Annotated in this window: 22 protein-coding genes; 13 read left to right on the plus strand and 9 right to left on the minus strand. The window is 40.6% G+C overall.

The window, feature by feature from the left end:
- Positions 1 to 12 precede the first annotated feature (12 nt).
- Positions 13 to 705, minus strand: coding sequence for a TP0733 family outer membrane beta-barrel protein (locus ACKI39_RS11565; protein WP_407400690.1), 693 nt, complete (start codon positions 703 to 705; stop codon positions 13 to 15).
- A 108-nt stretch (positions 706 to 813) separates the two neighbouring features.
- On the opposite strand from ACKI39_RS11565, the gene folD reads away from it, so the two are divergent.
- From folD to miaB, 4 genes are all read left to right on the plus strand, one after another.
- Complete coding sequence (gene folD / locus ACKI39_RS11570) at positions 814 to 1686, plus strand: bifunctional methylenetetrahydrofolate dehydrogenase/methenyltetrahydrofolate cyclohydrolase FolD (RefSeq protein ID WP_407400692.1); 873 nt, start codon at positions 814 to 816, stop codon at positions 1684 to 1686.
- Between the two features lie 189 nt (positions 1687 to 1875).
- The gene (gene folE2, locus ACKI39_RS11575; protein ID WP_407400694.1) at positions 1876 to 2655 is read left to right on the plus strand and encodes a GTP cyclohydrolase FolE2; all 780 of its coding nucleotides are present in this window, start codon (positions 1876 to 1878) and stop codon (positions 2653 to 2655) included.
- A 206-nt stretch (positions 2656 to 2861) separates the two neighbouring features.
- Positions 2862 to 3086 carry a four helix bundle protein gene (locus tag ACKI39_RS11580; protein WP_407400784.1) on the plus strand — a complete coding sequence of 75 codons (225 nt, stop codon included), beginning with the start codon at positions 2862 to 2864 and terminating at the stop codon, positions 3084 to 3086.
- 114 nt (positions 3087 to 3200) lie between these two features.
- The gene (gene miaB / locus ACKI39_RS11585; RefSeq protein ID WP_407400696.1) at positions 3201 to 4577 is read left to right on the plus strand and encodes a tRNA (N6-isopentenyl adenosine(37)-C2)-methylthiotransferase MiaB; all 1377 of its coding nucleotides are present in this window, start codon (positions 3201 to 3203) and stop codon (positions 4575 to 4577) included.
- 119 nt (positions 4578 to 4696) lie between these two features.
- Here the strand turns inward: miaB and ACKI39_RS11590 are convergent, their stop codons facing one another.
- Complete coding sequence (locus ACKI39_RS11590; RefSeq protein WP_407400698.1) at positions 4697 to 5071, minus strand: PIN domain-containing protein; 375 nt, start codon at positions 5069 to 5071, stop codon at positions 4697 to 4699.
- Positions 5068 to 5577 carry a helix-turn-helix transcriptional regulator gene (locus ACKI39_RS11595; protein WP_407400700.1) on the minus strand — a complete coding sequence of 170 codons (510 nt, stop codon included), beginning with the start codon at positions 5575 to 5577 and terminating at the stop codon, positions 5068 to 5070. The genes ACKI39_RS11590 and ACKI39_RS11595 overlap by 4 nt, the downstream gene beginning before the upstream one ends.
- 301 nt (positions 5578 to 5878) lie before the next feature.
- Between ACKI39_RS11595 and ACKI39_RS11600 the strand changes: the two genes are divergently transcribed.
- From ACKI39_RS11600 to ACKI39_RS11620, 5 genes are all read left to right on the plus strand, one after another.
- A complete protein-coding gene (locus ACKI39_RS11600; RefSeq protein ID WP_407400702.1) occupies positions 5879 to 6865 on the plus strand; it encodes a formylglycine-generating enzyme family protein in 987 nt (328 codons plus the stop codon).
- A gap of 238 nt (positions 6866 to 7103) precedes the next feature.
- Positions 7104 to 8336, plus strand: a complete 1233-nt coding sequence (gene tyrS, locus ACKI39_RS11605; RefSeq protein WP_407400704.1) for a tyrosine--tRNA ligase — start codon at positions 7104 to 7106, stop codon at positions 8334 to 8336.
- 15 nt (positions 8337 to 8351) lie between these two features.
- On the plus strand, positions 8352 to 9242 hold the full coding sequence (locus tag ACKI39_RS11610) for a hypothetical protein (protein ID WP_407400706.1): 891 nt from the start codon (positions 8352 to 8354) through the stop codon (positions 9240 to 9242).
- Between the two features lie 64 nt (positions 9243 to 9306).
- On the plus strand, positions 9307 to 9939 hold the full coding sequence (locus ACKI39_RS11615) for an adenylate kinase (RefSeq protein WP_318690102.1): 633 nt from the start codon (positions 9307 to 9309) through the stop codon (positions 9937 to 9939).
- A 14-nt stretch (positions 9940 to 9953) separates the two neighbouring features.
- Positions 9954 to 10412 (plus strand): hypothetical protein, encoded by a 459-nt coding sequence (locus ACKI39_RS11620; protein ID WP_318690103.1) that lies wholly within the window; start codon positions 9954 to 9956, stop codon positions 10410 to 10412.
- Between the two features lie 13 nt (positions 10413 to 10425).
- Here ACKI39_RS11620 and ACKI39_RS11625 read toward each other — a convergent pair whose 3' ends face one another.
- From ACKI39_RS11625 to ACKI39_RS11635, 3 genes are read right to left on the minus strand one after another with little or no spacing between them, the layout of a single operon-like run.
- Entirely contained in the window at positions 10426 to 11640 is a 1215-nt protein-coding gene (locus ACKI39_RS11625; protein ID WP_407400708.1) for an acyltransferase family protein, read from the minus strand.
- Between the two features lie 19 nt (positions 11641 to 11659).
- Complete coding sequence (locus ACKI39_RS11630; protein ID WP_407400710.1) at positions 11660 to 12730, minus strand: hypothetical protein; 1071 nt, start codon at positions 12728 to 12730, stop codon at positions 11660 to 11662.
- Positions 12727 to 15351 (minus strand): hypothetical protein, encoded by a 2625-nt coding sequence (locus tag ACKI39_RS11635; RefSeq protein WP_407400712.1) that lies wholly within the window; start codon positions 15349 to 15351, stop codon positions 12727 to 12729. Before ACKI39_RS11635 ends, ACKI39_RS11630 begins: the two co-directional genes overlap by 4 nt.
- A gap of 66 nt (positions 15352 to 15417) precedes the next feature.
- Between ACKI39_RS11635 and ACKI39_RS11640 the strand changes: the two genes are divergently transcribed.
- The 4 genes from ACKI39_RS11640 to ACKI39_RS11655 are packed head-to-tail and all read left to right on the plus strand — an operon-like array spanning position 15418 to position 20263.
- The gene (locus tag ACKI39_RS11640; protein WP_407400714.1) at positions 15418 to 17049 is read left to right on the plus strand and encodes a UDP-N-acetylmuramoyl-L-alanyl-D-glutamate--2,6-diaminopimelate ligase; all 1632 of its coding nucleotides are present in this window, start codon (positions 15418 to 15420) and stop codon (positions 17047 to 17049) included.
- On the plus strand, positions 17046 to 18179 hold the full coding sequence (locus tag ACKI39_RS11645; RefSeq protein WP_407400716.1) for a D-alanine--D-alanine ligase family protein: 1134 nt from the start codon (positions 17046 to 17048) through the stop codon (positions 18177 to 18179). The genes ACKI39_RS11640 and ACKI39_RS11645 overlap by 4 nt, the downstream gene beginning before the upstream one ends.
- Before the next feature lies 1 nt (position 18180).
- Entirely contained in the window at positions 18181 to 19782 is a 1602-nt protein-coding gene (murD, locus tag ACKI39_RS11650) for a UDP-N-acetylmuramoyl-L-alanine--D-glutamate ligase (protein WP_407400718.1), read from the plus strand.
- Position 19783: 1 nt separating this feature from the next.
- Positions 19784 to 20263, plus strand: coding sequence for an S-ribosylhomocysteine lyase (locus ACKI39_RS11655; RefSeq protein ID WP_407400720.1), 480 nt, complete (start codon positions 19784 to 19786; stop codon positions 20261 to 20263).
- Positions 20264 to 20294: 31 nt separating this feature from the next.
- Here the strand turns inward: ACKI39_RS11655 and ACKI39_RS11660 are convergent, their stop codons facing one another.
- The 3 genes from ACKI39_RS11660 to ACKI39_RS11670 are packed head-to-tail and all read right to left on the minus strand — an operon-like array spanning position 20295 to position 22376.
- On the minus strand, positions 20295 to 20924 hold the full coding sequence (locus ACKI39_RS11660) for a response regulator (RefSeq protein WP_407400722.1): 630 nt from the start codon (positions 20922 to 20924) through the stop codon (positions 20295 to 20297).
- Between the two features lie 31 nt (positions 20925 to 20955).
- On the minus strand, positions 20956 to 21762 hold the full coding sequence (locus tag ACKI39_RS11665) for a sensor histidine kinase (protein ID WP_407400724.1): 807 nt from the start codon (positions 21760 to 21762) through the stop codon (positions 20956 to 20958).
- Between the two features lie 2 nt (positions 21763 to 21764).
- On the minus strand, positions 21765 to 22376 hold the full coding sequence (locus ACKI39_RS11670) for a hypothetical protein (RefSeq protein WP_407400726.1): 612 nt from the start codon (positions 22374 to 22376) through the stop codon (positions 21765 to 21767).
- Positions 22377 to 22421 lie beyond the last annotated feature (45 nt).

Genomic DNA, 22421 nt, shown 5'->3' on the forward strand with positions numbered 1-22421 from the left:
TTGATAAACTTTTTAGAACATGTATCTGGCGCACAGATCAACCAACCAGAAGTGACCGTATTTGTTTTCCTCTCCACTGTGATGCAATGAATTGAACTGTGGAAGGAACATGTATGCCGTATCAAGACCTACACTCCAGTTTTCTGAGATCCTGTAGTGTGCACCAACCTGAGGTTTAAGCACCAGTCCAGGAAAGTAGTTCTTTCCGTTGTAGGATTCCCATGCGAAACCGATTCCCATGGTGAGAGGAAATGAGAATTTCCCCAATGAAGGCTCGTATGTACCTGTGATGACTATAGGAACTGTATTGAAAGAGTGGCTTCCGATTGTTACATTGAATCCAAATCCGAGGTCAACACCCAATGCAATCTGGGAAGTAATGAAACTGTGGTAACCGATCGATCCCTGTCCACCGATTTTAAGCTGGGATTCTCCGTGGAGTACGCTTGATGCATCTGGAAAGTTTAAAGGATATGAAGATCCCAAGGAAAGTCTGATGTATTGGTCTCCAGGAAGGTGCATTCCATAGTCAAAGAAAATATCGCTCCCGTCATCTCCTTCCTCATATTCATCGTCTGAATCATCATATGTTTCATCTGAAGCGTCTGTATTCTGATTGTAGTGAATCTTTGGCATGTTTACCTGTGCTGCAGCAAAAGAGAATGCAAAAAGGCAAACTGCTAAAAGTGTAACTATACGTTTCATAAATATTCCTATGGCAATTTGTTGTTTTTTACTATAATATTTGGCAGATTATAGAGTTTTTGGCTCATTTTTTCAACATATTAAACTAACTTGCGGAGGATAGGTTACATGAGCGCAGTGATTATCGATGGAAAACAGATTGCGGCAGAAGTCAAGGCTGATGTTGCAAAGAAGGTTGAAGGATTGAAGGCAAAGGGAATTACTCCTTGTCTGGCCGTTATTCTTGTAGGCGACAATCCTGCCAGCGTAAGCTATGTTACAGGTAAAAGAAAGGCCCTTGAAGAAGCTGGAATGGCAGACAAAAGTGTAGTACTTCCTGCAGATACTTCAGAAGAAGATGTTCTTAAGCTCATTGATGAATTGAACCGTGACAAGTCTGTTCATGGTATCCTTGTTCAGCTTCCTCTTCCTAAGCATATCGATGAAAAGAAAGTAACAAACGCAATCATTCCTGAAAAGGATGTTGACGGATTCCATCCTGTAAATGTAGGTAAGCTTGTTACAGGCGAAAAGGGATTCCTTCCATGTACACCAAACGGAATTACAGTTTTATTGAAGAAAATGGGCGTTGAGACAAGCGGAAAGAATGTAGTTGTTGTAGGACGTTCTAACATCGTGGGAAAGCCTATGGCACTCCTCATGATCCGCAAGGAATTCAATTCAACTGTAACAATCTGCCACACAGGTACAAAAAATCTTGCAGACTATACAAAAAACGCGGATATCCTCATTGTTGCTTCGGGACATCCTTCGACGGTTACAGGTGACATGATCAAGGAAGGCGCATGCGTCATCGATGTTGGCGTAAACAGAATTCCTGACAGCACAAAGAAAAGCGGATTCCGTCTTGTTGGTGACGTTGAATTTGAAAGCGCAAAGGAAAAGGCAAGTTTCATCACTCCTGTTCCAGGTGGAGTAGGACCTATGACCATCGCAATGCTGATTTACAATACACTTGAATCCGCAGAAAATAACCTGTAAGAAAAACGGGCCCCAGCTTCGGAGAAAAGTACAGCTCACTAAGTCCTCAGTCGCTTCGCTCCCTGCGGAAACGTTCGCTCGTACTTTTCTCCGGCGTCCCATTTTTCTTACAGAAATTATAGTCGTTCAAGTAAATTGAAAATTCATGGTTGGAAACTATGAATTATGAATTATAAATTGTGAATTATTATGATAGACATACAGAATTCTGAAGACAATAGAGAGATTCCTCTTAAGAAGGTTGGGGTACGCAATGTGGAATATCCGGTGGCGGTTCTGGACAAGAAGCATAAGGTTCAGAATACGACTGCCGTTGTGGATCTTTTTGTAAATCTTCCGCACCACTTTAAGGGAACCCACATGAGCCGCTTTATCGAGGTTTTTCATAAGTACCGTGAAGACATTTCGATCAATCACTTTATGGAAATGCTTGAGGAAATACGCACTAAGCTGGAGGCTGAAAAATCCTTTGGCAAGATTTCCTTTCCATACTATATAGAAAAAGAAGCGCCGGTTTCCCGTTCAAAGGGAATCATAAAGTATATCTGTACATACGAAGCGGAAGTTTCTGAAACTGAAAAGAAATTCTATCTTGAAGTGAAGGTTCCCGTTACAACATTGTGCCCATGCTCAAAGGCAATTTCAGAATACGGTGCTCACAATCAGCGCGGAACAGTTACCGTTAAAATTCTCTACAAGGATTTTTTCTGGCTTGAGGATTTGATTGAAGCTGTTGAGAATTCAGCATCTTCTCCATTGTATTCAGTGCTCAAACGACAGGATGAAAAATTCGTTACGGAGCACGCCTATGATAATCCCCGTTTTGTTGAGGATGTTGTCCGCGAGGTCTACATTGCATTGAAAGATTTTGAAGGCGGCGGAAAATTCAGCTGGTTCAGTGTGGAAGCAGAAAACGAAGAAAGCATCCATGCCCACAATGCATACGCGTATACGGAATATAATTTATAATTATGAATTATGAATTAAGAATTATGAAATGCTCTAAGTTGGTATTTTCCTATTGATTTGTTTATCTTTTATTTGATGAAAGATAATAACATAGTAGTAATTAAGAGCAGGGATTTTGCTATTAAGATTATTCGATTATATCAGTTTTTGATTTCTGAAAAAAAGAATATGTTTTATCAAAGCAAATCCTTAGAAGTGGAACGAGCATTGGTGCAAATGTAAAAGAGGCTATAAGAGGTCAAAGCAAGGCTGATTTCTATGCTAAGCTAGGCATTTCGCTAAAGGAGTCAAGCGAAACTGAATATTGGCTTGATTTGCTGCATGAAACTGAATTTATTAATGATGAATTGTTTCAGGTTATGTTCTCTGATAATATTGAATTGACAAAAATACTTACGGCAATTTTAAAGACAAGGAGAAAATGTTCATAATTATGAATTACGAATTATGAATTATGAATTATAAATGACTTATTTTATAGATGAGCCGGTAGCAGGTGCGTGGCGGCGAACATACATTGGAAAAGCAAAGCGAGATTAAATATTATGAATTATTTTATAGAAAACTACGGCTGCGAAATGAACATTGCGGAATCTGCGGCTGTTGAACAGATTCTGATCAAACGTGGATGGACAAAGGCAGAGGATGTTCAGCTTGCGGATTTTGTTGTTATAAATACCTGTTCCGTTCGTGGAAGTGCGGAAGAAAGAATTTTTGGCCGCCTTGGATTTTTTACGGGGCTTAAGAAAGTCCGTGTCCTTGCAAAGGATGCCAAGAGGCGCAACATGGAAGTTGCCGCTGACTATGTTGCAAAGAACGGACCAAAGCCTTTGACTGTTGTTGTCATGGGATGCATGGCGGAACGACTTTTGCACGACCTTCAGAAAATGTGGCCTGTAGTTGACTATGTAGTCGGTACCTTTGGCAAGGAAAAATTCCATGAGATCATTCCAGCCGTAGAAAAGAACATCAAGTATGAAATGGGTGATGTTGAACCCGTCTATAAATTTGCGGAAAGCTATTACGAGGAAAATGCCTTCAGTACTTTTGTTCCAATCATGCACGGCTGCAACAATTTCTGCACCTACTGCATCGTTCCTTATCTTCGCGGAAGGGAAACAAGCCGTTCCGTAAAGGACATCCTTCATGAGCTTGATATCCTTTCAGAAAGAAAGGTCCGTGAAATCTGTCTGCTGGGTCAGAATGTAAACAGCTACAACGACAATGGAATTAAGTTCCCTGAACTTTTGAAAATCATCAGCGCCCATCTTGATGAAATAAAATCTACGATTGAATGGATCCGTTTTGAATCAAGTCACCCAAAAGATTTCAGCGATGAACTAATTGAAGTGATAAGGACTGACAGAAAAATCTGCCGTGGAATCCATCTTGCGGTTCAGCATGGATCAAGCGAAGTTCTCCGCCGTATGAACAGAAAATACACTAGGGAAAATTACCTTGACCTTATTGTCCGCCTCAGAAAAGCCGTTCCAGATGTTGAACTTACAACGGACATAATGCTCGGGTTCCCTGGAGAGACCGACGAAGAATTTGAGGAAGCCTATTCCCTGATGAAGGAAGTTGAATTCGAAAGCGCTTTCATGTACTACTACAATCCACGGGAAGGAACTCCTGCTGAAAAAATGGAAAACCAGATTCCGATTGAAGTAAAAAAAGAACGCCTGCAGAAAATCATCAACCTGCAGCTGGAACTTACCCAGAAAGTGATGAAGCGCCGTGTAGGGCAGACCATAAAAGTTCTTGCCGACATAGTTTCCAAGGACGACCAGAACGAGCTTTTGGGCAAGACGGAACAGAACGAACGCGTAGCCTTCCGTGCAGATCCAAAGATCATCGGTTCTTTTGTGAATGTTCGTTTGGACAGCCTTAATGGAAACACATTCAAGGGTACGCTGGTTTAAACTGTCATCTTCGGGCGTGACCCGGAGGTCTCTTTTCTGAGAAAAAGGCAATTAATTATTGATGCTTCAGTACATTGTATTGAATTATTCAAAATACCTTTAGGTGATACTCATTTGAATCAATGCAGCTGTAATTCTTCTTCTACTTCTCTAATCAGCTTAAAATGTTTATCGTTTGTACATACTGAACAGTTGAACTTAAGAGCCAGGTAGGAAATTGTTGCATCTTGTAACGGAACGATTAGACCGGAATCACGCAGTTTTGCAATAAAAAGACCGATTTGCTTCCAGTCATCTTCTTGTAATGGAAGAGAATCTACGGAATTTACAAACAGTTCTATTGCTTTCCCTTCATTTTGGTTTTTGATTCCTCTGTATAATTCAGCAATTACAATTCCGCATAGAACAATATTTTCCTGATGCAAAAGATCCCAGTGAGGATCATTCTGGTTGTTAATCATGTCTATTACAATGTTAGTATCCAAAAGAATCATATAAGGCTTGCTCCCCGCAGTTCGTCTATGTAGCTTGAGTCAATCTGAAGGCCGCCAGTTTGCGAGAAGAAATAATCTTTGTTGAAGTTTGTGGATTTTTGAAAGCCATCTGCAGTAAAAACCGTAGACTTTTGCAGTGAAGTAATCTGGGATTGTAATCTTACAATGGTATTTTGCAATTCTGAAAGAATTGTCATAAATTGTGCATTAACAGATGATGAATTGAAAGAAGCATCATAAGCAGGTGCCGGGCTTGCAACGGAATATTCCTTGCAATGACCGCAGGAATAAGAAGCAGAAGAGTTTTCTTGGGCGAACTCGTTGTCTATTAGTGTTTTGTAGGAAACCTTGTAGATTTTTGCCAGTTTTCGGACAATTTCGACTGGAGGTTCAACTTCGCCTGATTCATACTTTAGATATGAAATGCGAGAAACGCCAAGTATTTTTGCCAGCAAGTCTTGAGAATAACGATTGTCAGTCCTGAGTTTTTTTAAGGTTTCTTTCATGGATTTAAATTAGTACAGAAAATATGAAAAAGTCAAGGAAAGTATATAAAAAATGAAAATAAAACTATACATTTTAATTATATGTTATAGATTAATCCGTGGAAAAATTAGAAAAATTAGGGGGCTGTCCCCTCTGTATTCGGAGGAGATTCCCGTGTCGAGCACGGGAATGACATGATGCGTACTGTCATCCTCGGCCTTGAGCCGGGGATCTCTGTCTTTAAAACGCTATATTTATTTTCAAAAAAAATTTATACTCAGAATGTATTTCCATTAACAAAATTTTATTCAGGAGAAAAAAATGAATAAATTATTAATGGCGGCAGTGGCCTTTGCTTTAGTGACTGCATTTGCCGGATATTCTCATGATGGAGGCAGCAAGTCTGATTCTGTAAACATTGCAACCGTAAAAGTTACAGGTGCAGAATTCACAGGAAGCTTAGAAAACGAACTGTGGGATTACGAAGGTGCTTTTACTGCAGCACGCAGCATTAAAATAAATGATTTTTACATTGGGAAATACGAAGTTACAAAAGACGAATATAAGGCTGTGATGAAAGGAAATAAGCTGGGGTTAAATGCAGACCCAAGCTGTTCTTCAAGCGACCCTGCAAAATACAAAATTACAGCAGGAGAAATTGACGGAAAACGCGCCGTAGAAAACGTAACATGGTTCGACGCAGTATACTTCTGTAACCTTTTAAGTGAAAAAGACGGACTTACATCTGCCTACAAAATTGAAAATCCTGTTGTTTCAGACGGACACATTACAGACGCAACCGTTGAGCCTGTAGCAGGTGCAGACGGCTGGCGGCTTCCAACAGAAATAGAATGGGAATACGCTGCCCGCGGAGGTGACACAAAATCTGCTGCATGGAAGTATAAATATTCAGGTGTAGACAGCAGCCTTACATCCGATGAAATCTCGGATACTGCATTGGATGCAGCAGGCTGGTACTGGTATAACACAGCATCCGGAACAACAGCAGATGATGATCCAGAAAGCGGTACTCCAGGTTATGGAACACATCAGGTAGGAAAAAAAGCTCCTAATACTTTAGGAATCTGTGACATGAGCGGCAATGTGTGGGAGTGGTGTTATGACTGGTATTCAAATATCGGCCCGACAACACCTCTTGCCGGCCCTTCTGAGGGTTCTTACCGCATTTGGCGTGGTGGTAGTTGGGGAGACGACGCAAACATCGCGTGTGTGGCTTTTCGGCTAAACGACATCCCGGACTTCAGGTTCATCAATCTGGGCTTCCGCGTTGTTCGCTCCGCTCAGTAACACCCTTAAAAAATCAGAATGCATGGCAATGGGAGCGGGCGGTAGCCGCGAACAGGCAATGTCATCCTCGGCCTTGATCCGGGGATCTCTGTCTATACCGGCAGCAGATTGTCGGATCAAGTCCGACAATGACATGGGATCGAGCACGATAATGACATGAGGCTAAGTCCGCCTGTTTCCTTAAAACTTTAATTCTGCTATAATCCCCTCAATATAAATTTCAACAAAGGAAGACTATATGACATTCTATGAAGAACTTCAGTGGCGCGGCCTCGTGAAAGATGTAGCCGGCGAAGACATTGCAGATAAGCTCAACAATGAGAAGGTTACTTTTTACTGGGGAACAGACCCAACGGCAGACAGCCTTCACCTTGGTCACTATTCTTCACTTGTAACAGCTAAGCGTCTTGCTCGTGCTGGACACCATCCGATCCTTCTTTGCGGTGGAGCTACAGGCCTCATCGGTGATCCTCGCCCAACTGCAGAACGCGAAATCATGGCAAAGGAACGCTTAGAAAAGAACCTTGCTGGAATCAAGGCACAGGTTGACCGCATTTTTGAAGGAAAGGCAGAAATCGTAAACAACTACGACTGGACAAAGGACTACACATTCCTTGAATTCCTCCGCGACATAGGAAAGTACATCAACGTAAGCTATATGCTCGGAAAGGACATCATTGCACGCCGTCTTGAAACAGGAATCACATTCGCAGAATTCTCATATACACTTTTGCAGGGGTATGACTTCCTCCACCTCTTCCGCACAAAGAACTGCATCATGCAGTGTGAAGGTGCTGATCAGTGGGGCAACATCACTACAGGTCTTGAACTCATCCGCAAGATTGAAGGTAAGGAAGCATACGGCTTTACTATGCCTCTCGTTCTGGACAAGTACGGCAACAAGTTCGGTAAGTCTGCAGGCAACGCTCTCTGGCTCGACATCAACAAGACTTCAAGCTATGAACTTTACCAGTACCTTGTTAATGTTGACGACAGCATGGTTGTTGACTACCTTAAGATCTTTACATTCCTTTCAAAGGAACAGATTGAAGAACTTGAAGCAAAGAACAAGGAACACCCTGAACTCCGCGAAGCTCACAAGGCTCTTGCACGCGAAATCATCACAGACCTTCACGGGGCTGCTGAATACGACAAGGCAGTTGATATTTCAGCAAAGCTTTTCAGCGGCGACCTTAAGTCCCTTTCACTCAAGGACATTGAAATCGGTTTCCGCGATGTTCCGACTGTTGAACTCAAGGAAGAAGGAAAGGCAATCATCGATGTCCTCGTAGAAAACAAGATTTGCGGAAGCAAGAGAGAAGCCCGAGAATTCTTTGCGCAGGGATCAATCACATGCAACGGCGAAAAGATTTCTGATGAAAATACTCCTGTAACAAAGGCAATGGCAATCGAAGAAAAGGTTATCGTTGTTCGCCGCGGTAAGAAAAAGAATTACATCCTTAAGTTCTAAGTGAAAGTTAATGATATGAAGGCCCGGTACCATCTGCCGGGTCTTTTTGAATTTTACGACCTGTACAAGATTTTTCTTCCTCTTTTTTTTAAGCATCGGAATTGGTTTTACGACTGGTGTGAAATCGGATCCATCTACGGAGCGCCAGCAGACTGCCTTTGGGGTGGCGGTAGGGTTGGCTTTGGTCAGAATGGAATTGAAAAAGAAATCCTTGCCCTGTGCTCGGAGTTCAATGTTTCAGCCCGTCTTGCTTTCAGCAATTCACTGATAGAAGAAAATCATTTAAGTGATGAAAAATGCAACAGACTTTGTTCTCTGTTTTCAAAAACTCCTGGCAACGGCATCATTGTACATTCCGATCTTCTGTTGGATTACATAAAGGACAAATATCCGAGTTTTTATTTTGTTTCTTCCACTACAAAAGTTCTTTCAGAATTCAATCAGCTTGAAAATGAATTGAACAGAACTGAATTCAAATATGTTGTTCCCGACTTTAGGCTGAACAAAGATTTTGAAAATCTTTTTTCGCTGGATGATATTCAAAAATCAAAAGTAGAATTCCTTTGCAACGAATGCTGCCTTCCAAACTGTTCTGCAAGAAAAACCTGCTATGAAAACGTCAGCCGAAAAAATCTTGGCTTAAAGGAATCGGCACATAGATGTGTTTTTGCAGAAGAAAAAGGCAGCTATAGTTTTTCTAGGGCTATGGAAAATCCTGTTTTCATTGGAATTAAAGACATTCAGGAAAACTACCTTAAAAACGGATTCTCAGAATTTAAAATTGAAGGTAGAAGTCTTGGCAGTGCCCTTGTCCTGGAATTCCTTCTGTATTATCTAACAAAACCCGAATTTCATATACATGTTCGGGAAAACATTTATCTGGACAATACTCTCGATTTATTTTAATAATTTGCAAAATCAAGAAATCTGCATTAAAATTAAACTTACATAATATTTTTAGGAGAAAACAATGAATTTTATTTTCTTAGGACCACCAGGAGCTGGAAAGGGTACACTTGCTGCACAGGTTGCAGAAGAATACAAGATTCCACAGATTTCTACTGGTGATATTTTCCGTGAAAACATCAAGAATCAGACAGAACTTGGAAAGAAAGTAAAGGCAATCATGGATGCTGGCGGACTCGTTGGCGACGATGTTGTTCTTGAAATTGTAGAAGACAGACTTAAGAAGGATGACTGCAAGAACGGATTCATTCTTGACGGTTTCCCACGCACAATTCCACAGGCAGAAGCATTTGAAAAGCTTGGCATCGATGTAAAGGTTGTAAACTTTGAAGTTAACAATGACCTCATCATTGCCCGTCTTTCAAACCGCCGTGTATGCAAGAGCTGCAAGGCTAACTTCAATGTAAAATTCCTTCCACCAAAGGTAGAAGGTGTTTGTGACAAGTGTGGTGGCGAACTCTTTACTCGTGAAGATGACAAGCTTGAATCTATCACACACCGTCTTGAAGTATACCGCAAGGAAACTGAACCTCTCATCGACTTCTATCGCAATCTTAACAAGATGACAGACATTGACTCTGCACGCGATTCACAGGAAGTTCTTGTAGATTTCAGAAAGATGTTCCCTGCAAAATAATTCGGGGTAACCTTATGAAGACAACGGAAGAAGAAAAACAGAAATTCATAAAAGCCTTTGAAGAGGAATTTGAAGACAAAGTCATTTCCTTTGAGCTGGCTGAACTTCGCGCTTCTTCCGTTGTCTTTAATTTATTGAAGCTTAAGCCAGAACAGAATGAAAATTCCATGTGGGGGCTTGTAGTGTTCTGTGAGGGAGGAACTTATTTCTATAGTTTCCCACAGGACAGCCTGCTTTCACTTTATGTCAGAAAAACAACGGGTATGAACGAACAGATGCCTCAGTGCATTTCCCTTTCTGGAATCCGTTGCCGATTCCGCGTTCCTGAAACTACTTTTTTTGATTTTGTCATTCCGCGTAGAAAGCACATCGTAAAAGTTTATTTCTTTGATGAAAATAAAATCAGCCACTCCTTTGAACTTTTGATGAACAAAAAAGCGGCTGATGTCATTGGTCTTTTCCCGACTTATTGATAGTCAGTATTTTTTATCTTACCAATAATTTTGTGATTTTCTTGTTTATCTGCTTGTAGATAAGTGCAAGTAAAAGATTTGCTGCAAATACGGCAATGAAATATGCAAGAAGATTCCAGTGCAATTCCTTTATGATAGGATTTTCCTTTGTTCCTGTAATAAAAAGGAAACTGTTGAGTGCTATTCTCTGCATAAGATAGAATTCAAGTGAAATTGACGAAAAGAAAGAAAGTACCTTGTTGCTTCGTGTCCATTTGAATTTGAGTACTGTAAGGAAGGCAAGCAGTGTTGCAAGCTGAACCTGCTGTGAAACAAGGCAGATAGTCTTGTCGATTCTTCCAACACCATGTCCTGCAAATTCAGACCAGTAACTGATATTCATCATTGTGTAGAATCCAAGATACATTCCTCCTGCCATCAAAATTCCGAGAAGACTGAATTTCAACCAGTACTTTTTAGAGAAGAATGCAATTATCTTTTCTTCATGATGAGCCCATAAAAGTCCCATTACAAAGCACATGGTGCTGTTGACCCACCATTCGCCCTGGAACCAGAGGGCAAGGATCTGCTGATACCATTTTGCTGTACCAAAACTCTGTGGACCTTTGTACCATCCGTAGTCAATCCACCATGCAAAATGTCCACCGATGCAGAAGATTACAAGCTGAGCTAGAGCAACGAGAAATACAACAAAAATTGCATTTGAGACCTTTTTGCATTTTTTGAAGGCAAACATAAAGGCTGCATACATGATGAGGATTACGATAGGATACCAGCTCTGGTCGTTCAGGATGATGATGTTCAAAAGACCCAGTACCCAACGGAGTGCATCCATCTCCCTGTACTTTGCTATGCAAATGAAAATTGCATAGAAAATGTTCATCACATAGATTGCTATGATGATAGGAAGCATCCTCTTTTTGAAGAACGTTGAAAGGTAATCAGGCTTTGCTTTCCAGCTTTTAAGAAGTCCAATTCCACTGTAGAAAAAGAATATACCTACGAAAATGAATCCTATGTATTCAAAGAATTTGATGTCCGCAGTTTGCTGAAAGGCAGGATTCTGTGAAACATGGTGGAAGAAAACACCGAGACAGGCAAATCCTTTTGCTGCGGTTGAATTCTCAATAGAAAGATAGTCTGCTTTGAGCTGTCCTTTTGTTGCAAAGCTGCTTCCCCAGAAAAGAAGAGCAAGGGTAAATCCGTAGATTAGAATTGAGATAAGCATTGTTTACTCCTGTTGTAGTTTATTTTATCTTTTTCAAACAGCTGTCAAATTCTGCGGCAGAAAAAAGATTGTCCGGTTCAAAATTCTTTCCGTCTGGCAATATCATGATTTCATTTTCTACCGTACCAAGAACTGCGTCAAAATCAGGATTGTCAAGTTCAACATCAGCAACAGGGCTCTTTGCATTTTCGCGGGCTCTGTATTTTGTAGAATATTTTGTTGGATTGATGCTGTTTTTTGAAGTGTACAGATTCCAAAGGAATCTTGCCGACAGGATTCTTGTCACAGTGGTTTTTTCTGTAATCTGCTCTGAAGATCCGCTTGTGCTGTTCATCAGACCTGTCCTTGAAAGCAACTGAAAAAGCTTTTTCCCTTCATATTTTTTACCGGCAGTATAATAATCAAGAAAGCCTTCCTTTGAATTTGCCAGAGACATCATCTGGAGAACGGTCATAGTGTTTTTGTTCCAGTCTACGGATATGTTTTCAGAATCAATGTTTCTAAGATTCCATGCTTTTTCTCTAAGTGCAATATAATGACTCTTGTATGTCGACTCTGGGTTTACAAAGGCAAGATCAAAGAGGCCTGCGGCTATGTCGTATTCACCTTTGTCAAAATGCTCGAGAGCATCTTCTATTGTAAGGGCTTCTGAATCAATCTTGAGCCTGTAGGTGCTTATGTCAGAAATGAGTCCAAGCCTTCTTTGGAGGATAAGGAGCTGAACATCATTTTCATACTTTTTTTTGGCGTTGCTGCAGCACTTTGATGCTTCGGATTTTTTTCCTTGCATGTAGGCACATCTTCCCTTTAGTGCAAGAAGACGACTTTCAACGACCTTGTCCAGATGAGGCTGCCTAAGTTCGTTTTCAATTTCTCTTTTGATGAAGTCCGCCTGAATGTTGTCATCTTTTGACAGCTCTTTTCCGTTCAGCATGAATGAGCTGTCCAATTCAATGACCTGATTTTCAAGTTCAAGAACTCTTTCAGAATTTACTGTTTCTTCCGCAGAAATGAAGATGTCCTTCTGCAATGATGCACAGCCAGTGAATGCGAGAAGAAATGTGGCTGCTAGTATTGAAAGTCTTTTCATTTAAGCCTCCATGAATTAATTTCTCTGCTGATGGAAAGCACCAGACAGTTTGTATTTTTGTCTTTGTTGACATCTGCAAATACAGGAACTCCACGACCTGCCAGTGGGAATGACATGAGGAGCTCAAGGTCAGGACTGAATCCATAGAGGACGTTGCTGTCTCCGCTTGCATAGATTCCTTCCCATCCTTCAAAGTTCTTTGAGCTGATGTAGGCTTCTTTTGCGCTCTGTACATCAGGAAGCTTTACGCAGGAATAAGTTTTGTTTGCGTTGAATTTGTAGATTACTGCGTCGTCTGAAAGTGTGTAGAAGGAATTCCTGTCGTATACCACGTTTGTTGTGAACACTTTTCTTGTTTCGATAGGGAATCCATCTTCTAGTTTTCCTTCCTTGAAAAGATAGAATTCACCTTTCTGGGTAAGGAATGCAATGGTGATTGTTCCGTCAATCTTGGCGATTGCAGGAGAGCCGAATCCGATTCCATCTACAATCATAGGATTGTTTCTGTTGATGCATTCTTTGTCTTTGAGAAGGTAGATCTCACCTTCAAATCCACGGCTGTATACAGCAATGTAGTTTTCACATACTGCTGGGCGGCTTTTGAAGTTGAGGTCGGAACCAATGTAGACTTCCTCAACATTTCCTTTACTGTCAGCAAAGATAAGACTTCCATCTTTTGTTGGGATAATATAGGAATCCTTGTATACTGATCCACCTGATGTGAATACAGAGTCCGTATGGAATTCTTTTGCAATGCCCAGATTCTTGTCCACAAGGAAAATGTCGCCCTGGTCAGTATTTACCCAAAGTTTGTTGTCCTTTCCTGCAGATCCCTTTGTCGAAGCGATGTAGATCTTGCTTTCGAATGTGTCGAGAGTTTTCTGTTCAAGGGAATTGAGGTTGAGGCATTTTAGTTTTGTGTCTTCTTCAATCCAATAAAGGTTTTCAGGTTCCTTTTCGTTGTCGGCAATAAGGTTGTAGTCGCTGATTTTTCCTGTTGCCTTAGGAAATCCTGCAAGCATGGGTGAGTCTTCCTGTGATATTGCACTTGCATAAAGTCTTGCCTGGAGTCCATCGTCCTTGATTTCAAAATCAAAACGCCCGATTCCATAGAGCTTAAGGATTTTAGATGTGAGGGAAGTGTTGTCCAGGAAGAATGGAAGACTTCGTTTGAGGTTGTAGAAAAGCTCAAGGCTTGTATTGGGTTTTGCGTTTGTGGAAACGGTTTTCCAGTTTACGTTTCTAGAGATCACGTAGTTCTTGTTGATGTGCGTATAGACGGAAGAAAGGTTTTGTGGGGACATTGAAAAATATATGTACCCGTTGTTTACAAGATAGAATGGGCGTGGAAGATTTACATTGAAAATTGAAAGCAGACCAGATAGGAATCCTGGAAGTTCAAGACATGGAAGTCTCATTCCATTTACGATAAGGCTTGTGTTGGTGTTGATGAGGATCGAATTGTTGAGCTTGTCAAAGACCTTTGCTCGTTGTGATTCATCCTTTATCTGAAGGGCAAACACAGGGTCGCTTGAACCTTCAATTCCGAATGCTGTGATTTCATTTCCTGTCCATGAGAAAAGAATGTCTTCAAGTGTCATTGAGAAAAGTGTCTTGCAAAGGCCGTTGGCTTTCTTCCATGTTGCCTCTATGTCGGTTGTTTTCTGGATTAGAGGGAAGAAAGAGTTTTTCATCTGCTCAAGAGATGCAAGATTTATGAGAGTGTAGTACTGGGTGTCACTTGAAAGAAGTGCTGGTATTCTAGGCTGTGTTGAGTTCAGCTTGAAGAGGCTTGTAAGATCGGTGTTGCATTCTTCTTTGTTGATTGGAATGTTAAGGCTTACATCGATGTTGTCGTTGGTGATGTTGAAGGTTATGGAAGAAAGGTTGTCCTTTCCGAGAATCTTTTCTGCCGTTTCAGTGTAGAAATTTTCAAGTGCCTTCATCTTTGCGATTTTCAATGATGGAGCAAGAATTTTCAGTGCGCTTGTCTTTTTACCTTCAATTTCTTTTTTTTCTGATGCTGTCAGATTTCGTGAAGCAAAGTTGTGTGATGATTCATCAAAAAGTTCTTTTGATGTGGTGACTATGATTATGTTTTTATAAGGCTTTGCATAGATTGTTGTTTCCCCAGCCTTGTATTCAAAATGACCGTCACCCCATGTAAGGTCCTTTACATGAAGAAATCCTGCGATTACAGAAGATAGCCTTGTTGCAAATGAAAGCCATCCAAGATCAGCGACCGCTATGAAACCATTGGCTTCTTCAATATAAAGGGCGGTGTCGATTCTTATGTCCATGAGTTTTGTAAGCAGTGGACTTGCATTGTTGATGAAAGCCCTTGCGTTCATGTATGGCTCACGGACAGAAGAGAGAGAAGGTTCAGAAAGAATTGTTTCTGCAGCTTTGAGTCCTACCAGCGGTTCTACTGCTGAATAAATTTTGTCCGTGTGAAGAATCACGGTATAATTTTTAGGGATAAATTTAAGCGGAGAGATTCTATTGAATGCTGAATAGGCAATCCAAGATCCTAGAATGATCAGCAAAGAGGATACAAATATAAGAGCACCTAAGATTATCTTTGCTGGCAATGATTTTGTTTTTTTTCCTGTTTCTTCCATAATGCAAGTATTATAGCACTATTCATGCAATTGTTAAATTGTCAGCAAAGGTATAGAATATCTTATATGAAAAAGTTTTTGTCTGAGTTCATAGACTCAATTGAATATAAAAATATTTTAGAGACTGATCTTTCTGCGGTGGAAGTTGATTCCCTTGTTTTTGATAGCCGTGCCGTAAAACCTGGTTCCCTTTTCTTTGCTTTGCCTGGAACCCATACTACGGGAAACAGATTCATTGCCAGCGCCATTAAGAACGGTGCAGTTGCTGTAGTTTTTGAAGGTGACATTACCGACGAAGAAAAGAAAAACATAGAAGAAGCAAGAAATGGCCGTGAAGTAGCTTTCATTAAGGTAGAATCGAGCCGCTTTGCCATGTCTCCTATGTCTGCATGTTTCTATGACTATCCTTCAAAGAAGCTTGTTGTCTATGGGGTTACAGGTACCGAAGGAAAAAGTTCTACAGTTGCTTTCATCTGGCAGCTTTTGCGTCTGTCAGGCTTTAAAGCGGGGTTCATTTCTACGGTTCAGTATTCCCTTGGTGGAGATGCCATTGCAAATCCTGAGCATCAGACAACTCCTGAAGCTACGATCGTTCAGCGTGAACTTTACGAAATGCTTGAAAACGGTTGTACCCATGCGGTTGTTGAAAGTTCAAGCCACGGTTTGAGCGAAAAAACAAATCGTCTTGGTGATGTGCTTTTTGATTGTGGTGCCTTCATGAATGTTACTTTGGAGCACCTTGAATTCCACGGAACCTACGAGCAGTACAAGAGTGACAAGGCAAATCTTTTCAGGGCCTTGGACAAACACGACCATAATAAAACCATTGCTGGAACTGAAACTGTTGTTCCTGCTGTTGGAATCGTCAATCTTGAAGATCCTGCTGCTGTTTATTTTGCTGAGTGTACAAAAAACAAGGTTGTTGGATTTACAACTGAAGGAAGGGCTGGAAAACACGCCGTTGAAACCAACGCCGTTGAGTTGCCTGCCGTTCCTGCTGGAATGCCTGTAGCCTCTGCAAAGAATATTGTTTCTACAAGCACTGGAATTTCCTTTGACCTGACTGTAGGCGGAAAATCAGTTTCCGTTAAAGCTCCTGTTCCTGGTGCCTTCAATGCCTACAACATCATGACTGCAATTCTTTCTGTAAGCGAAACTACAGGAAAATCAATTGAAGAACTTGCTGCAGAGTGCGAAAAGCTTGAAAGTGTAAAGGGTAGAATGACCGTTGTTGATGAAGGTCAGCCATTTGAAGTAATCGTTGACTATGCTCATACCCCATCAAGTTTTGAAACCATATTCCCTCCTGTGAAGAACCGCTGCAAGGGGAAAATAATCAGCGTCTTTGGTTCAGGTGGTGAACGAGATACAAAAAAACGTCCGTTGCAAGGTGAGATTGCTGCAAAATTCTGCGACTATGTAATTCTTGCAAATGAAGATCCTCGCGGTGAAGATGAAATGGCACTTCTTGAGGATATAGCAGTTGGTTCCAGAAAAGCTGGGAAAACCGATGGCAAGGATTTGTTTCTTATTCCAGACAGACCTGCAGCCATCAGAAAAGCCTTTGCCCTTGCAGGTAAGGGCGACATAGTTCTTCTTCTTGGAAAGAGCCACGAAAATTCAATCATATTTAAAGACCATATAATGCCTTACGATGAAATCAGCGAGGCAAAAAAAGCATTGGGAGAATTAAAATGAAAGTAACATTGATGTATGGCGGACGCTCTGGCGAACATGAGATTTCACTTATTTCCTGTGCATCCGTTCTTAGAAATATTTCCGACAAGCATGAAATCACCTTGATTTCAGTAAGCAAGGACGGCAAGTGGTATCTTGAAGATGCATCCGTAATTGCAGAAGTCAAGGCAAATCCAGAGGCAAAGCTTTCCGTTCATGCAGATGAAACAAAGCGCGTTAATGTAATTCCTGGCGGTGGAACAGCTGCAACCTTCTGCTGCGGCGGAAAAACAATTGCTGCCGATGTCGTATTCTTTGTGATGCACGGAACCTACAGCGAAGACGGAACCCTTCAGGGCCTTTTTGAAATGGTTGGAGTTCCTTATGTTGGCTGTGGCGTAATGTCTTCTGCAGTTACAATGGATAAGGTAACGACAAAAATCATCTGGGAAAAAGCAGGACTTCCTGTTGTTCCATATATGTGCCTTACTAAGGCAGACATCAATAATTCTGCTGAATACGACAAGCTTGTGGCAAAGGCAATCGACACCCTCAAGTTCCCTCTTTTTGTAAAGCCATGTTCTGCAGGTTCAAGCGACGGTGCATCAAAAGCATCAAATCCAAAGGAACTTTCATTTGCTCTTATGGAAGCATTCAGCTGGGACAACAAGGTCCTCATTGAAAAGGCAATCAATGCCCGTGAAGTTGAATGTTCCGTAACTGGCAACAGCATCACTGCAGATGCAAATGTTCCATGCTCGATGCTTAAGGCTTACGGTCCTGGTGAAATCGTTCCAAAGCATGAATTCTATGACTACGATGCCAAGTACAACGATCCTGATGGGGCAGAACTTAAGATTCCAGCCTTGCTTGATAGCGACAAGCTTGAGTTCATCCGCGAAACAGCAAAGAAGGCTTATGCTGCCGTAAGCGCAAGTGGTCTTTCACGCGTAGATTTCTTTATCGATCGTGATGACGGTTCTATCTATCTTAATGAAATCAATACAATTCCTGGATTTACAAGCATCAGCATGTTCCCAAAAATGTGCGAAAGTGCAGGGCTTAAATATTCAGATTTGATTGATTATCTTTTTGATGAAGCCATAGCAGAATACAACGCAAAGAATCAGCTTTGCACTACAAGAGTTTAATATGACACCACATGTTTACCCTGAAGGCTGTGCCTTTAACACACTTGAAGATATCCGCGGAAAGAAAGTTACCGTCATGGGACTTGGTCTCAACGGCGGTGGAGAAGCCTGCGTAAGGTTTTTCCTTCATCACGGAGCCTATGTTACTGTAACAGACATGAAGACTGCGGAACAGCTTGCTCCAACAATCAATTCCATTGGGACTGATCCTTCCCTGGATTTGTCTCGGCTTCGCTATGTTCTTGGAGAACATAGGATTGAAGATTTTGAAACTGCCGACTGCGTAATCAAGAATCCTGGAGTTAAAATTCAAGGTAACAAATTCCTTGCCGCAGCAAAGGCCATTGAAACTGACATCAGCATTTTCCTTCACTTTACAAAGGCTCCTATTATTGCCGTGACTGGCAGCAAGGGAAAATCCAGTACAGTAAGTGCCCTTTCTTATGCCTTGAATCAGGCCGGTTTCAAGTGCTTTCTTGGCGGAAACATTACCGTAAGCCCTTTGACTTTCCTTTCAAAGACAGACGGTACAACTCCAGTTGTTCTTGAGCTTTCAAGCTGGCAACTGGCAGACCTTCGCGGTAGAAAAGCCCTCAAGCCAAAGATTGCAATCATAACGAAAATTGTTCCTGACCATCAGAACTGGTACGGCGATATGGACAGCTATGTTGAAGACAAAAAGCTCATCTATGCTGACCAGGATGAAAAGGACTTTACCATCCTTGATTTTGATGACGATGACTATCTTAGGGACTGTGCAAATCCAAAAGCTGGTTGCCGTTGCTGGGGTGATTTATTCGCAAGCGAAACAAAAGGTCGTGTGCTTCGTTACAGCAAGAACGAACTTCCTTCTGATGTTGCCGGTGTTTTCCAGAAAAATGAAAGCCGTGAATTCACTGCAGGCTATGTAAGGCTTCCAACTGATCTTATGAGTGCTCATGCCCGCAATAAATGCATTGCAGAAGAACAGATCATGGGTGCGCTCCAGGTTCCTGGCAACCATATGAAGATCAATGTTCTCAATGCAGGTCTTGCTCTATATCTTATGGGGGTTGCGGCAGAACAGGCCCTTTTTATTCTTGGAGAATGGAAAGGCATAACTCACCGTCTTGAAAAATTCCACGAGTGGAAATGTCCTGTGGATGGCAGATCGGTTTCTTTCTTCAATGACAGCTGTGCTACAGTTCCTGAAGCGGCAGCTGCTGCAAGTCAGTCATTTGATAGGAGGGTGATTCTTCTTTCTGGCGGTACTGATAAAGGTCTTGATTTCCTGCCTCTTGCAAAAGGTCTTAACGGTGAGGATGGATCCCACTATAAGCCCTATGAAATATACCTTCTTGCAGGATCTGGTACGGATAAACTTATTCCTCTGTTAAAGGAGCGAAATGTGGATTATTACGGACCTTTTGATTCTCTTTCGATTCTTCTTGGAATGCTCAAGACAAATCTGATGTCTGATAATTCTTCAAAGACTTATGGAAGGTTTTTAAACGGGGATGTTCTTCCTGTAGTGTTCAGTCCAGGCGCAACTTCGTTTGGAATGTTTACAAATGAATTTGACCGTGGAAATAAATTCAAGTCCATGGTAAAGGAGATTTTTTAATATGGATAAAATTGCAAGTTTTACAATCGATCACATCAAGCTTGAACCTGGTCTCTATGTTTCACGCATTGATAAGTTTGGTGAATCCTTCATTACAACTTTTGACATACGCATTACATCGCCAAATGATGAGCCTGTTCTCAATACTGCGGAACTTCACACCATCGAGCATCTTTGTGCTACCTTTGCACGCAATGACAAGGAATGGGCAGAAAAAATCGTTTACTTTGGTCCAATGGGATGCAGAACTGGTTGCTATCTTCTTGTTGAAGGAAAAGTTACCAGCAAGGAAATGGTTCCTTTCATGACAAAGATGTTTGAATTTGTCCGTGATTTTGAAGGAGAAATTCCTGGTGCAAAACCTGAAGAATGCGGCAACTACCTTGACCAGAATCTTCCGATGGCAAAGTACGTTGCAAAACGCTATCTTGAAAACACGCTCTACAACATTGACGATGCACATCTGAATTATCCTGCATGATGCAGAATGACTCCGGAAGATTTTCCGGAGTTTATTTTGCAAATTTTTCAAATATTTCCTTTATTCCGCGGCAACCTGTTTTATCAAAAATTCTCGATAAGTAGTTGTCCACAGTACGTGGAACGATGTTAAGTTCAGCTGAAATCTGACTTTTTGTTTTTTGATTGAGAATAAGTTTAAGGATTTTTTGTTCCTGCTTTGTAAGCCCATCAAATACTGTTTTATATGTAAAAATAGACGAAATTAGTTTTTGTTGAACAAATGTTTCTCCAGCTAAAATACTTTTTACGGCTGATATCAAGATTGTTTCACTTGCAGATTTTTCAACGAAGCCGTTTGCTCCTTCTTCAAGAGCAATTGAGATGATGCCAGGTTTTGCATACATTGAGTATACAAGAATTTTTATTTCGGGATATTTTTCACGGATTACTTTTAGTAAATCAAGACCATTTTCATTGCCAAGATATAAATCGAGAATGATTATGTCGGGAAGTTCATTTGTAGAATTTGATGATGACAGTAAATTCAGTTTTTCTTCTGCTTCGGACTTTGAGAAAGCATATCCCAAGCATACCGCTCCTGTTTTTTCCTGAATAAATTTCTGAAGCCCAATATTTGTAATTGTGTGGTCTTCTATTATAAAAAATGTTTTTACCTGCATTGTGTTTCTCGTTTAATAATAATTTAATGATCTATATAGTATTTGTTGAAGTCTTGGATGATTTAAAGATACATATTTGGGTGCCTTCCTCAATGTTTGAAGTGATTGTGAAGGTTGCTCCAATCAAGCTAGCTCTCTTTTTCATTCCTTCAATACCATAATGCCTGCGTCTATCTGTTTTTTCAATATCAAATCCTTTCCCGTCATCACTTATGAAAATATAAAGCCCTTTTTCTTCATGTTTGTTTTCGTTACGAATCATCAGTACTGCTTCCTCTGCATCTGCATGTTTAATTATGTTTGTCAATGATTCCTGTATGATACGGTAAAGGTTGAGTATCTCATTCTTTGATAAAAAAGATGCTTCAGTGGATTCCAGAATTGAAAGCCTTATTGGAATTTTTTCTAGACCTATAAACTCTTCGCAGAGATTGCGGATGCAGAAGAAAAAATCATTTTTTGTAATGTCTGGAGGTGATAGGTTATAGCTCAAGGAGCGAATTTCCACCAGTGATTTTGAAAGAAGTTCGGACAGTTTGGACAGCTTATGATCACTATTTTCTTTTTCGCAGATATTTTTACAGTATTTAATATTTTGAGCCACAGTATCATGTAGTTCTCGGGCTATCCTTTCCCGTTCTTCTTCCTGTCCTTGAATGACAAATCTGATATATTCATCAGTGTCCTGCAGGTTTTTCTTTGATTTCAAGAAATTGATCAATAGTATGATGCAGATAAAAAGCATGAGAAAAAATACAATGTCAAAAACAATGAAGTAGGTAGTATAGTTTTTGAGTATTTTTTCTAGTTCATTTACATTCTGTGTTTGAATCGGCATATCTACCTTCTTTTCATGAAGAAATCAAATGATCTGTAAATGCCAAAGCCTGTAAAGGTAGCAATCAGTCTGTCTAAAAAAGATACTGGAATCTGCGCCAGGATATAGGAAACAATTGGTGGATAATGCTGGATGATGAATCCTTCTGAAAAGTTTTTAATAGGGTTCATCATGTCGGTAACTTCATAGTATTTATAGTGAAAGTAATCTATTAGCCCACCGGAAATAATTGAACACATTGATGATGTAAGGGCAATCAAGAATAAATAAAGCAGGGTAATGGAAACACTGATTCTAAAGTCCGATTTATTTTTTGCAAATAACCATGTTGAAAAAACAATCAGGATTCCGCATAAACCATACATAGGGATGAAAGGATCAAAAAATCCTGTTTTGCATATCCACATAAATGAATTGATTAAACTGTAACCGATTGAAACACAAATAGCTGGCACAAATCCAAGATAAAAAACAACTGCAACTATAAATATCGTGTCAAAAAATAGAGGAATCTTGAGTACCTGATAGAAGATGAACGTTGTTAATAGATTCAGAACTTCTGCAACAAGACAGATGAGGATAGTTTCATAATTGAAGGAAGTTCCATATGACACGGTTTTCATTATACTATAGGACCTTCATCATTTTAATAGTTCTGT

The organism is Treponema sp. (assembly GCF_045641405.1).
Classification (GTDB): Bacteria; Spirochaetota; Spirochaetia; order Treponematales; family Treponemataceae; genus Treponema_D.